Annotated in this window: 12 protein-coding genes and 1 pseudogene; 8 read left to right on the top strand and 5 right to left on the bottom strand. The window is 55.0% G+C overall.

The features are described 5' to 3' along the window. The coding region (locus tag ABWO67_RS15575) for an anti-virulence regulator CigR family protein (protein ID WP_353153133.1) at window positions 1-494 on the top strand (494 nt) is incomplete at its 5' end. A 33-nt stretch (window positions 495-527) separates the two neighbouring features. Here ABWO67_RS15575 and ABWO67_RS15580 read toward each other — a convergent pair. Continuing rightward, the gene (locus ABWO67_RS15580) at window positions 528-995 is read right to left on the bottom strand and encodes an alpha/beta hydrolase (protein WP_353153135.1); all 468 of its coding nucleotides are present in this window, start codon (window positions 993-995) and stop codon (window positions 528-530) included. Between the two features lie 44 nt (window positions 996-1,039). After that, the gene (locus tag ABWO67_RS15585) at window positions 1,040-1,507 is read right to left on the bottom strand and encodes a thermonuclease family protein (RefSeq protein ID WP_353153137.1); all 468 of its coding nucleotides are present in this window, start codon (window positions 1,505-1,507) and stop codon (window positions 1,040-1,042) included. Between the two features lie 284 nt (window positions 1,508-1,791). Between ABWO67_RS15585 and ABWO67_RS15590 the strand changes: the two genes are divergently transcribed. The 6 genes and pseudogenes from ABWO67_RS15590 to ABWO67_RS15620 all read left to right on the top strand — a co-directional run bounded on the left by ABWO67_RS15590 (window position 1,792) and on the right by ABWO67_RS15620 (window position 8,552). Further along, entirely contained in the window at window positions 1,792-2,997 is a 1,206-nt protein-coding gene (locus ABWO67_RS15590) for an MFS transporter (protein WP_353153139.1), read from the top strand. Between the two features lie 567 nt (window positions 2,998-3,564). Beyond that, a complete protein-coding gene (locus tag ABWO67_RS15600) occupies window positions 3,565-6,096 on the top strand; it encodes a heavy metal translocating P-type ATPase (RefSeq protein WP_353153141.1) in 2,532 nt (843 codons plus the stop codon). Window positions 6,097-6,157: 61 nt separating this feature from the next. Further along, window positions 6,158-6,256, top strand: a pseudogene (locus ABWO67_RS15605) (MerR family DNA-binding transcriptional regulator); the annotation flags it as partial. Between the two features lie 242 nt (window positions 6,257-6,498). Continuing rightward, a complete protein-coding gene (locus ABWO67_RS15610; protein WP_353153155.1) occupies window positions 6,499-7,701 on the top strand; it encodes a serine hydrolase domain-containing protein in 1,203 nt (400 codons plus the stop codon). Between the two features lie 98 nt (window positions 7,702-7,799). Continuing rightward, on the top strand, window positions 7,800-8,216 hold the full coding sequence (locus ABWO67_RS15615) for a J517_1871 family lipoprotein (protein ID WP_353153143.1): 417 nt from the start codon (window positions 7,800-7,802) through the stop codon (window positions 8,214-8,216). Between the two features lie 126 nt (window positions 8,217-8,342). After that, the gene (locus ABWO67_RS15620) at window positions 8,343-8,552 is read left to right on the top strand and encodes a cold-shock protein (RefSeq protein WP_353153145.1); all 210 of its coding nucleotides are present in this window, start codon (window positions 8,343-8,345) and stop codon (window positions 8,550-8,552) included. Between the two features lie 765 nt (window positions 8,553-9,317). Here the strand turns inward: ABWO67_RS15620 and ABWO67_RS15625 are convergent. After that, the gene (locus tag ABWO67_RS15625; protein ID WP_353153147.1) at window positions 9,318-9,626 is read right to left on the bottom strand and encodes a hypothetical protein; all 309 of its coding nucleotides are present in this window, start codon (window positions 9,624-9,626) and stop codon (window positions 9,318-9,320) included. 254 nt (window positions 9,627-9,880) lie between these two features. On the opposite strand from ABWO67_RS15625, the gene ABWO67_RS15630 reads away from it, so the two are divergent. Next, the gene (locus tag ABWO67_RS15630) at window positions 9,881-10,066 is read left to right on the top strand and encodes a hypothetical protein (protein WP_353153149.1); all 186 of its coding nucleotides are present in this window, start codon (window positions 9,881-9,883) and stop codon (window positions 10,064-10,066) included. Between the two features lie 133 nt (window positions 10,067-10,199). Here ABWO67_RS15630 and ABWO67_RS15635 read toward each other — a convergent pair whose 3' ends face one another. Both ABWO67_RS15635 and ABWO67_RS15640 read right to left on the bottom strand, forming a co-directional pair. Next, a complete protein-coding gene (locus ABWO67_RS15635) occupies window positions 10,200-11,843 on the bottom strand; it encodes a methyl-accepting chemotaxis protein (RefSeq protein ID WP_353153151.1) in 1,644 nt (547 codons plus the stop codon). Between the two features lie 344 nt (window positions 11,844-12,187). After that, a complete protein-coding gene (locus ABWO67_RS15640; protein WP_353153153.1) occupies window positions 12,188-12,370 on the bottom strand; it encodes a CsbD family protein in 183 nt (60 codons plus the stop codon). Between the last annotated feature and the right edge of the window lie 238 nt (window positions 12,371-12,608).

A 12,608-nucleotide genomic window follows, 5' to 3' on the forward strand; every position in this document is an offset into this window, starting at 1 on the left:
GCAATTCGAGCAAAAGCAACTCGAGTAATGGTAATTCGAACAAAGGTAATTCGAACAAAAGCAATTCGAGCGAGCAGGGCAAGCAGGGAAGCAACAAAGGGGATCAAGCCAGTAGTGCTGGGCGCAGCGGCTACGATTCGCGTGGGCGCAACTACGATTATTTCGATGATCGCAGGGATGCCAGCGGCCGCCATCGCGGGGGTGATGCGGTCACCGGTCTTGTGTATGCGGGTATCACCGCGACATTGGCGCATGGATATGCGGTCGATTACGGCCTGACCGGCTACTCTTCATTGCCTCCCGGCATCCGCAAAAATTTGGCGCGTGGCAAACCCCTCCCCCCAGGTATTGAAAAGAAGATGGTGCCGGGGTTGTTGCTTGGTCGTCTGCCAAGATACCCAGGTTACGAATGGCGTGTTGCTGGGTCTGACCTGATCCTGATTGGCGTAGCGACTGCAGTGGTAGCTGACATCCTTTACGATGTTTTCGATTAAGTGATCACGCTCGCCAGCGGATAACGATGTAGATTAATGTCGGCTGCGCGGTGTCGATGCCGCCGTCGGTGCTTCGGTCACTACCTGATCTTCGCTAAATCTGACGCCGTTTCCTACCTGGTAGCGACTGGCCTTGACCATTTGCTCGACAATAACGCCACTATAGTAATCAGTGGGCGTTTCCGGCAGGGCAGTAATGCGTATGGATATCCAATGCTCAGTCGAATGGGCAATCAGGCGAACCATATCACCAATTGCCAGGGGCACCGCCCCTGGTGCACGGTGCGTATCGCGATGCCCAACCGTAATGCGGAACTCCATAGGTCCATGGATAACATATGCGCATCGGATCGTTGCGTCGGCTTCGCGCAACCTCTTAGCAATAGCGGTCGCCGCAGTGGTTAACTCTTTACCGTCAAAAATCACCGCGTGCGCAGCGTCGCGATCCGAGGGGCGCAGTCCAAGCAGGTCGGCAAGAACGAAAAATTGATGCTCTGTCATAGATTTACCGGTTCGTTCGCATCCATCATCTTCATAACCAGGGCTCAGCGGCCCATCTTCCTGAACTCCCATGGCGCGACTGGATGTGGACGGCGCCACAGCCCCGTATGGTTTGCTCGCGCTTCTTCTTGAACTTTATAAAGTTTCGCGGCTGATGCGTACCGATCATAAACCCAGGCATGACCGGCCATTACCATTGCAACATTCGCATTGATATCATTGCAGGTTACGGTGGCTAATGTACGTTTCTGCCGATCTTCGCCGTGGTTTTGAATTTGAACCTTCATACCCACAGGGCAAATGAATCGTAGAAAATCGCGCGACGTTTTGCCATGATCCTGCTGAAGCTCGGGAGCGTCTATCTGCGAAAGCTGTATCGGAATCGTTTCTTTTGCGTAAGAGCAGCGCACACGCAAGCTGTCGCCATCGTATACCGAGGCAATCGTACAGGCTTGACCAGCAGCGGCACCGGAAAGCGAGAAGAGAAGGGAAGTGAATAGCAACCTGATCAATTTTTACATAACCTATTGGGCTTTGTAGTTAGGCAGGATGCTCGGTCATCTGACATATTGCGCAAATGTACCATCGATAACATCTGTGGGCCAAGTGCTTGCTCTTACTTGTAGTGTCGAGACTGAAGTATCGGCGGCAGGTATATCCGTCGCCAGCAGCAGAGGAAGGTTATGCTAGCATTGCCGTGACAAAACGACACGATAATACACAACGAAATGCAATACAAAGTATCTACCTTGTCATTCTTCTGAAGCATTCCAACTCATAGATAGCTGAGATATTGATGTCATTGGCAGTGCCTGGCTGGTTTGCTCCTGTAGCGGCAATTTTCATCCTGCAAACCACTACAGCGTTTCTAGCGCGACTTATTCCTATTGTTGCTCCCGCCATGTCAAATGAATTCGGATGGGACGGTAGTTCTATTGGTTATTTGACCGCAGCCAATTCTTTAGGCGGCCTTGCCATTCTGGTCGGGGGGTCAACGCTGCTTAAACAAATCGGCGGGATGCGCACCATGCAATTCACCCTGTTATTAGGTGCGGCCAGCATGGCTCTTTTTCTGCATCCAAGCATCAGCATCGCTCTGGCGGCATGCTTTCTGATGGGGTTGAGCAATGGCACCGCCAATCCAGCGGGCAGCGAAGTCTTGCAGCGGTTCTCTCCGCCTGACAAGCGCAACCTTATATTTTCCATTAAGCAAGCCGGCGTCCCTTTAGGCGGCGTCATCGCAGGGTTGGTAATCCCATCAATCGTCCTTGTGGCAGGGTGGCGCGCTGCGGTGTTCATCTGCGCGTTTTTAGTTATTTTGACAACAGTGTTGACTTGGCGCATAGGCGGTCGACTGGATGAGTCGGCGGCCTCTAGACGCCGGCTCTTCAGTTTGCCGAATTTGCAATCATTGCGGGCTCTTCGTGTGCCCTTGCAATCCTTGGCGCACAGCCGCGGCCTGTTAAAAATGTCTGTCGTCGGCAGTCTATTCGCGGTCTCCCAAAGCTGCTGGTTCACCTTCACCGTGATTTATTTGATCGATGAATTGGATTTCTCACTGGGGTTGGCAGGTATCGTATTTGCCATCATGCAAGTAGGAGGCGTTATTGGTCGCATCGTACTCGGCTGGATATCGGACCGAGTCCACTCAGCCACCGCAACATTGTCCATCGCAGCGATAGTGTCTGCAGCAACAACGGTGCTGCTGGGGTTGAGCGACACCACCTGGCCGTTATGGGCCGTGGTGACCTTGGTATTTCTTGCTGGTTGTTCTGCCGCAAGCTGGAATGGCGTGCAAATTGCCGAAATCGCGCGGCGTTCACCTCCTGGCATGATTTCCGAAACTGCTGCGGGATCCAGCATCCTGATCAGTTTAGTCAACATGCTGGTTCCTACTGCTTTCGCGACTTTCGTCGCGTTCAGCGGCCGGTACGATTACGCCTTCGGTTGCGTGGGTATCTGCACCTTGCTTGTTCTGGTTTTCCTGCCATATGACGAGTAAGCCACTCCATGCAGGGTCATAGCTAACCTTCCGCAGCACCGAAACCTGATACCCGACAGGAAAGTGAACTATAGAAAAGATCGGGCAGCTGCTCGCCAGTGAGCGGTTTGTCGTGCTTGATGACGGCCTGGGATTCAGGCTCGTGCCGTGGAGGCCGGTAATTGGTTGACGAGACCCAGGCTAAAGCGCTTTCTCAGTCCTCATGATGATCTTCAGCGATATGGACTGTCATGTCGTGAAGAACGCGGCTTACATGATGGTCCGCGATCTCGTAAAAGATGTACTTAGCGCGGCGTTCGCCACGCACCAGGGAGGCGTTGATCGTGTATGACCGGGCCGTGTTGCGCGCCCTACAGGAAACCGACAATGCCTTCAAAGCCTATGGCGCCGCAAACAGCACGCTAAGGCGGCGGCTGGGAAGTTTGCTCAGAGGCTGATTACAACTGCGGCGGCGCAGATGACATGCCGAATTCGCCCCGCATGAAACAAATTACTTACAGGCCTTGACCTTCCTATCGTAGGAAACTTTAAGCTTTGCTTCAATACAAACATTCAAGGGGTAGTTCAATGGCTTCCGTTGCTCTCCAACAAGGCTCCAATTCATCCAGGTCCTTAGGCAATCGTCTGAGCCTGCCGGTCGAAGGCATGACGTGCGCATCGTGCGTGGGCCGTGTCGAGCGCGCGCTGAAAGCGGTGCCCGGCGTGCATACGGCCGCGGTCAATCTTGCCACCGAGCGCGCCGACATCACGTTCACCGGCTTGGCCGACCCGCAGGCGACTGTGCGCGCCATCGAGAGCGCCGGCTACGCTGTGCGTGAAGAGACGACCGAGCTCGCGATCGAGGACATGACGTGTGCGTCGTGTGTGGGCCGGGTGGAGAAAGCGCTCGCACAACTCCCGGGCGTGCTCGAAGCCAATGTCAACCTGGCGACCGAGCGCGCGCGGGTGCGTCACCTTGCCGGCGTCGTCGCTACGGCTGACCTTGAAGCAGCGGTCGAGCAGGCAGGTTACAAGTCCCGCCGCTTGTCCGCCGAGACGGCGAATGCGGACGATCAGGACACGGAGCGTCGTGAGAGCGAAGCACGGGCACTGCGACGCTCTTTCCTCACTGCAGCCATCCTTACCTTGCCCGTCTTCATCCTCGAGATGGGCTCGCACCTTATTCCCGCCATGCATCATTGGGTGATGGGAGTCCTGGGGCAGCAGACCAACTGGTATGTGCAGTTCGCGCTCACCACCCTGGTCCTGTTCGGTCCGGGTCTGCGCTTTTTCCGCAAGGGCGTACCGGCGTTGCTGCGCGGCGCCCCCGACATGAACTCGCTGGTCTCGGTCGGTACCGCAGCGGCTTATGGCTATTCGATTGTTGCAACCTTCGTCCCTGAAGTGCTACCGCAGGGCACCGCCAACGTCTATTTCGAGGCCGCCGCGGTCATTGTTACCTTGATCCTGCTCGGACGCACACTGGAGGCGCGCGCCAAGGGGCGAACCTCGCAGGCGATCAAGCGGCTCGTCGGACTTCAGGCCAAGACCGCGCGCGTCCAGCGCAACGGCGATACGGTCGAGATTGCGCTCGATCAGGTGAGGGCCGGTGACATCGTGCTCGTTCGTCCGGGCGAGAAGGTTCCGGTCGACGGTGAGGTCGTCGAGGGTGCCTCTTATGTTGACGAGAGCATGATCACCGGCGAGCCGGTGCCAGTGTCGAAGGGGGTGGGCGCCGAAGTCGTCGGCGGCACGATCAACAAAACGGGCGCTTTCAGTTTCCGCGTCACCAAGATCGGCGCGAATACGGTGCTCGCGCAGATCATTCGCCTGGTCGAGCAAGCGCAAGGTTCCAAGCTGCCGATCCAGGCGCTGGTCGACAAGGTGACAATGTGGTTTGTCCCGGCGGTGATGGCAGCGGCCGCGCTGACCTTCCTGGTCTGGCTGATCTTCGGTCCGGCCCCGGCGCTGACCTTTGCGCTCGTTAATGCGGTCGCAGTTCTCATTATTGCCTGTCCGTGCGCGATGGGGCTGGCTACGCCGACCTCGATCATGGTTGGTACGGGCCGTGCGGCCGAGCTCGGTGTGCTCTTTCGCAAGGGCGAAGCGTTGCAGGCGCTGCGCGATGTGAGCGTCATCGCGCTCGACAAGACCGGCACACTGACAAAAGGACGCCCCGAGCTGACCGACCTCGTCCCCGCCGAGGGCTTCGAATACAACGAAGTGCTCGCTCTTGTTGCAGCGGTCGAAACTCGCTCCGAGCACCCGATCGCCGAATCGATCGTCGCTGCCGCCAAGCAGTTGAACCTTACCCTGGCACCCATCGAGAGCTTCGACGCAACTCCGGGCTTCGGCGTGTCGGCCAAGGTCGCCGGTCGTACCGTTGCCGTCGGCGCGGACCGGTTCATGACGCAGCTCGGTCTTGACGTGGCGAGTTTCCTGCCAACCGCCCAGCGTCTCGGCGAGCAAGGCAAGAGCCCACTCTATGCCGCGATCGACGGCCGCTTGGCCGCGGTGATCGCGGTCGCCGATCCGATCAAGGAGACGACGCCCGAGGCGATCAAGGCGTTGCATGCGCTCGGACTGAAGGTCGCGATGATCACCGGCGACAATGCGGCGACCGCCGCAGCGATTGCCAGGCAGCTCGGCATCGATGAAGTCGCGGCCGAGGTCCTGCCCGACGGCAAGGTCGCGGCGTTGAAGAAGTTCCGAGTCAATGGCGCGCGAGTCGCCTTCGTGGGCGACGGCATCAACGATGCGCCGGCACTCGCCGAAGCGGACGTTGGGCTCGCCATCGGTACGGGGACCGATGTGGCGATCGAGGCGGCTGACGTGGTGCTGATGTCGGGCGATCTGCGTGGCGTGCCGAATGCCATCGCGCTCAGCCAGGCGACGATCCGCAACATCAAGCAGAACCTGTTCTGGGCCTTCGCCTACAACGCAGTGCTGATCCCGGTCGCAGCGGGCGCGTTCTACCCAGTGAATGGCACCTTGCTTTCGCCGATCTTCGCCGCGGCCGCGATGGCGTTCTCCAGTGTCTTCGTGCTCGGCAATGCGCTGCGGCTCAAGCGCTTCCAGGCACCGATAACGGTCGACGCCCGCAGAAGCATCGGCGCGTAGCGTAGGTAAGCCTCCCGGTTTTTCGGGTGGTATTTGATTAATTCCCCAGGAGGAGCGAAAGATGAATATCGGTCAAGCGGCCAAGCTCTCCGGTGTCTCGGCGAAGATGATTCGCTACTACGAACAGATTGGCTTGATCCCAAAAGCCAATCGTTCTGATACATTAGGGGGCAGGACAATTGCGTCTTGAGAAAGCAAACGCCGCTGGTCAGGCGGGCTGGTAATTTCACCTTTGTGCGTAAAAGAATGATTAAACGCCGTCCTGTATGTTGGTATATGGCCTGCTTAATTGGCATTGTGGCATCCACGTTATCGCTTGGGCCATTGGCTGTGCATGCGTCGAGTTCAGAGCGTCGCGCTGCTCTAGATGCGGACGCCAGCGACCCGGCTGTGCTGGGTTGGATGGTGGGCTCGCCTCCCTCTAAAGATAGAACTGTTCGGTTCGAGGACGGAAGTTATTTCCGTTTCCCTGCCTTGCGCTGGAGCATATCGAACTTCCGTCAATTAATGCCTACGATCAATGTCTCGCGAGGTTTGGGCTCACCCGTCGCGTTACCTCGCGCGATGCAGGCGAACATTGATGCAATACGCTTTACACCGATTGGCACCACCCAGTCTATGACTTGGCAGGAGTCTCTGGCGGCCAACTACACCGACGGCATAGTAATTATGCATAGAGGGCGTATCGTCTACGAGCGTTATTTCGGAGTGCTCAAAGAAAACGGTCAGCACGCGGTAATGTCCGTTACTAAGTCTGTAGTTGGTACGCTTGGCGCCATGCTGGTGGCTGAAGGCCTACTTGATGCTAAAAGGCCGGTTTCCTACTATGTGCCAGAACTTGCCCAGTCGGCTTTCGGTAACGCTACCTTGCGTCAAGTGCTCGATATGACAACGGGACTTGAGTACAGTGAGGACTACGAAGATCCCAGCGCTGAGGTTTGGGCGCACGCCCTGGCCGGCAATCCCTTGCCAAAACCGAAAGACTATACGGGGCCGCGGACCTATTACGAGTTTCTTCAAACCGTGAAACCGCGGGGTAAGCACGGCGAAGGCTTTGGATATAAAACCGTCAATACTGACGTATTGGGCTGGGTGATTGCGAGAGTGACGGGGCGCAACGTAGCCGAGTTGCTTTCCGAGCGTATTTGGAGTCGGCTGGGGGCCGAACAGGATGCTTATATGACGGTCGACTCGATCGGCACGCCGTTCGCAGGAGGCGGATTGAACGCCGGCCTGCGTGATCTAGCCCGTTTCGGGGAAATGCTGCGAAATGACGGCCGGCTCAACGGGCAGCAAATTGTGCCGAAGGCTGTTGTTGATGATATCCGGCAGGGCGGTGACAAGCACGCATTCGCTAAGGGGGGATATCCGCTTTTACAGGGCTGGAGCTACCGTAATATGTGGTGGATAACACATAATGAAAATGGCGCTTTTACGGCTCGCGGAGTACATGGCCAGAGAATTTATATCGACCCAGGGGCCGAGATGGTGATTGTGCGCTATGCATCGAACCCAATTGCCAGCAACGCTGCAAATGATCCAACGACGATACCTGCATTTGAGGCCGTGGCGCAGTATCTTAGTCAGTCACCTGTGTCGGAATAAGTCAGGGCTCGTTTTCGGATAGACGCATCCGGGCTGAAAATGGATCGTGAATAGTTGGCTGGAGTATATTCTTCGTAATGCTAATTAATGGAGGCATTATGAGATCGCTCCTTTCAGTTTCGATGGTGCTCTTAGTGTCGGGATGCGCTTTGTCCATGGGTGACATGGCCTCCAACCGATATTCCGGCGTTGTGCCAAAGCCGATAAATAAGTCTTATGCTGGACTTTGGACTGGAACAAACGGCTCCTCTTCAATCACGCTGCGTATTGACGAAGATGGCCGGGGCGTGTCTTGCTCCTCCCGGAACGGCAGAGATTCGGTAAGCAATTTCAAATTGGCTAATGGGACGCTTTACCTTCAGGATGGAACTAAGATGGATTTGGTATATGCCGATGGCTATATCAACGGAGTGTCCCCATCCTCTGGAGTGCAGAATGTGCGCTTTTTCCCGGATAACGGTCTCGTGAAAGCCTCACCCTACTGCAGAAGTAGAATGCAGAGACCTTACCTATAGCGCTGATGTAGTTGGTCGCATGTTTGAAGGCGCGAAGAGAGTTGTTTGGTAACTGTTCTGGTATCGTAGATCCTTGGCCCCTATACTTACTGCGGGGTTATTTTTCCCCACTACTTAGGATTTACATTGAAAACAGAATTTGGCATCGTGAAATGGTTCAACAATGACAAGGGATTCGGCTTCATCTCGCCTGAATCCGGCGGCAAGGATCATTTCGCGCACTACAGCGACATCCAGGGCGATGGCCATAAAAGCCTCGAAGAAAACCAGCGCGTGTCGTATGTATCAACAGCTGGGCAGAAAGGCCCTCAAGCGACTATGATTCAAGTGGTTTAATCGCGCTGCTGCGCTCGCTAAAATCGGTGAGCAGGCAGAGCGATTGGATAACAGGTCGAGCCCTTTTAAGCATTGGGTTCGGCTTTTTTTTTGGAATGCCGGTTACGCATTGCCAGTATATGGGCATGTAGGATGTCGTTTTAGGGTTTCAAGGACAGGCAAGTCAGGGTCGGGAAGGGCGGTGGACAAACGATCCAGCCGGAGTGGTTCTATTGATACGTAAGGAGTAATAGCATCACCTGCGCTTAACTGCGTTTTCATATCTCCAGCTGGGCTCATTCCGTTGTTATAGGGCTGCTATTTACCAGTTACCTATCGCGTTGTCGTAGGCGGGGCCGTTGTCAAAGCGGTTATCAGTAAACACACCAATTAATCAGCTGCTGGGTTTGCATTGCTTGACACTTAACCTATTGAGTTAAATAAGTAAGCGTCCAAAATGGTCTTGTCGGATGCGCATTGCGCGCTCCTAACAACGCTCGCCGGAGGTAGCGCAATGGGCAAGAGCATCAGAATCATTACACAGCTTGGTTACTATGCGACCCGCGGTGGGCGTTTGGTTTTCATAGAATTGATAGAGGACGCAGGGTCTGACTTTACAGTCAGAGCGATTGGTTACAGTGTCTCCGGAACGACCACAGCGACAGTAAAGATATGGCGCGTGTGGTCGGCAGATGGAAAAGTCGCGCTCGAAGAGGATCCGGAGTGGGACATCATTAAAGCTATATGAGGCAAGGGCTTTTACTGCTGAGCAGGGTACTGCGCATATTACTGTGTCCGGACTCGCGTGCTTGATTTAACGTCTGGATTTCCGTCCTCTAAGATCAATGAGTCGTCTTGAAGTTTTAACGTTAAGACGGCTATATCGCCTAGTCCCTCGACGATCTTGGCTCGCAGAATAGATATCGCTTCTGTTCGGGCCTGCTGAATCACCGCCTTCTCAATGAATATCTTCTGATTTGTGGTTTTCAGATAAAGCACGCAGCGGCCGTTTGCTTTATCCATGTCATAGGCGAGAATCAAGCCCTTTATTCCTTTGCTTAATTCACCGACGAACTTTCCATAACTAACTGTCATGTCTTCCTTAAAAGTACACCAAACCACTTATTTTGGCTCAGTGAGCGTTATCGCGGCTACCCCCTATTTGGACTAGATGCCTACCGGGCGCCAACCAGATTGCCAGTAGGATTGATGGACAAGATGGCGTCGGGTGCAACCCCGGTTTTCTGGCGGACGAGGTGACGCCGAGCTTTATTCTGGGATCTGGCCTATGCTGATGGGTTGGTCGTAGCAAACCCGTTCCGGCCACATGAAAGTAAAGTAGGGAAAAAATGGACAAGAAAGACGACGATCAGAAGCAAGACCAAACGGCAGTGGTGCCTGCGAACGCCAAGCCTGTACTGAAGCAACCGCGCTGGCCCGGGCTGGGTGGCAACTCTGGCAACTCGGGGCTCAAAAACGCGAAGTCGGTGCATGGCCGCATGCAAACGGGGCGCGGTTCGGCGCGAGGCCGATAGGTTATGACTGGCTAGGCCCGGTAATTATGGCGTTGGCGGTAATCCTGATAAGTAGCGTTACGTTAGCGCCGGGGATAAGGAGCCCCACTTAGAGGGCTGGGATTGGATGGATCGCGCAACCTTATTCCTGCGGCTACGCTTGAGTTAAAGCAGGCTGATCCATTCTCTGTTTTGTCTCACGACGCAGGGTTACGGCATCACGCATTTCTTGAGGGCCGGACTCGACGCGAAAAACGCGTACGGTTTCGGTGGTGGCTTCCGCAAGCCGTTCCAGCTCTCGCGTTGCCTCAGCCATGGCAGCAGAAAACGCCACGTTTTCTTGTGTTGCGCCATCCAGACTGCTAACCGCTGAATTGATTTGCGATATTCCGCCCAGTTGCTCGGTCATCACTTGGTCGATCTCGCTCACGGCTGTATGCACGTTGCGAATGCCTGCGACGGCGTCGGTCATGGACGCCAGGGCGGCCTTGCTCTTTTGGTGCCCTTCGCCAATGCAAGCGCTTGATTCCGTGATTAGCGCAGCTATCTCCGCTGCGGCTGTCGATGTTCGTTGGGATAAGGCTCTGACCTCGGAGGCGACCACGGCAAAGCCTTTACCTGCTTCGCCGGCTCTGGCTGCCTCCACTGCGGCGTTTAACGCAAGAATATTGGTCTGGAATGCGATGCTGTCGATCACTTTGATGATATCGTGGATGCGAACGGAGGCGTCGCGTATTGCCTCCATGGTTTGTCCCAACTCCTCAACTGAGTCTGCACTGCGCTCGGTTATAGCCACTGTTTGTGTAGACGCCTCCGCGACACTTCGCGCAGACTCGGACGTGGCGCGCGCGGCGGCTGTGATCTGCTCTAGTGCTGTTGCGGTTTGCTGCAAATTTGCAGCTTGGCCTTCGGTGCGCCGCGCCAATTCGGCGGTGTCGCTCGACATGCCGTGTACCCCGGAAAGCATACGCATATTTTGGTCTCGTGCATCGCGTACGATGGACTGCAGATTAACGCTCATTTGCCCCAATGCAGCTTGTAGTTCTCCGTAGCGATCGTTGCGGTCTCGGACAATAACCTGCGTGAGATCGCAGGCAGCAATACGGTTGGCGCTTCGTATTAGCGCATCAATAGGCGTTACGAACCACCGCTGCATGACGTACCACAATAGCAATACCACTATCGCACATGCCGCCGTAGTCCAAGCGAGTGGGGTAGAGGGTTGTTGCCCCAACCAGGTCAGGCCGCCTACCGCAGCAGCTAGCAGCGCCAAACTTAACAGTATCTTCGTGGAAAAGTCTGGGCGCAGTATTTCAGATAGGCGCCCTAGAAGAGTGAGTCGCAAAATACGTCCTCTACGAAATACCGTAGTGAGACGGCCAGCTTCTTTCTCGCTGCGCATTTGCTCACATAGCCGCTCTGCAGACTCGATTTGCTCGCGGGTCGCTTCTGTGCGAACCGACATGTAGCCGATAGGCTCGCCATCATCGGATAGAGGCGTGACATTGGCCACTACCCAATAATATGAACCATCCTTGCGTCGGTTTTTCAGAACTGCAGACCACGGCCGCCCCTCTTGTATGGTTTGCCAGAGATCCCGAAAGGTCTCTTCCGGAATATCGGGATGACGAATTAAATTGTGAGGCTGCCCGAGCAGTTCGTCCATGGTGAAGCCACTCACTTCAGCAAACATCTCGTTGCAGTACAGAATGCGGCCCTTTGGGTCAGTGACTGAAACCAACGTTGCACCGCTGGGAAAAGGGTACTCACGTTTCGAGACAGGCAGATTCAAGCGCATCGGCATTTCCTTATGAAGACTGATAATGTTGTAGTCGGGCATGGCTCAAGAGCCGTTTCGTGACCTATGTACATATTGATAGGCACGGATATATTCTGTTTCATTAATATGGTAATCCATTAGCCCTCTCTAATTAAGTCATTTGGTTCTAAAGTCGTTCAAATCGTCTTGAACTCGCGAAGATTTTGGAAAAGGGTCGAATCAATCCCACAAAAAATCCGAAATAAGGCCGGTGGCGACGGCTGACAGACTCGTATGAATCATGCTCTGCGCGATTGGCTGAAGACGCACCGAGCGTAAGGGCATAAAAATGCCCTCCGAAGAGGGCATGGTTAAACGTAAGGTTATTTTTTAACGGCGTCTCGTACGGCGTCTTTCGCTTCGCCGACTTTACGTTCTACGGTTCCGGCTGCCTTTTCGGCTTTTCCTTTGGCCTCGGTACTATGACTTCCGGAGACTTTGCCGGCGGCTTCCTTTACAGCACCCTTGACTTCGTGGGCTGCGCCTTTGATTCGATCTTTATCCATAATGCTTCCTTTCATTCGCTAAGTTGCCCGTAGGTTGCGAAGGCTACCTAGGCATGCAGGTGACAGCAACCGCCATGCCCGGCTTGGGAGCATCGAAGGTGAGGGCGTAAAAAAGCCCCAACGAAGGGGCTTGTTTGTGTGGTCCAACATAAAAACTCCTTATCAGTTGCTGTGTGACTGTTGTTTCAATCCGAACTCAACACGCGGCCCTCACCAGAGCAAAGCGTCAGACCAATGC

The sequence above is a fragment of the Pollutimonas bauzanensis genome, assembly GCF_040393045.1.
Lineage (GTDB): Bacteria > Pseudomonadota > Gammaproteobacteria > Burkholderiales > Burkholderiaceae_B > Pollutimonas > Pollutimonas bauzanensis_A.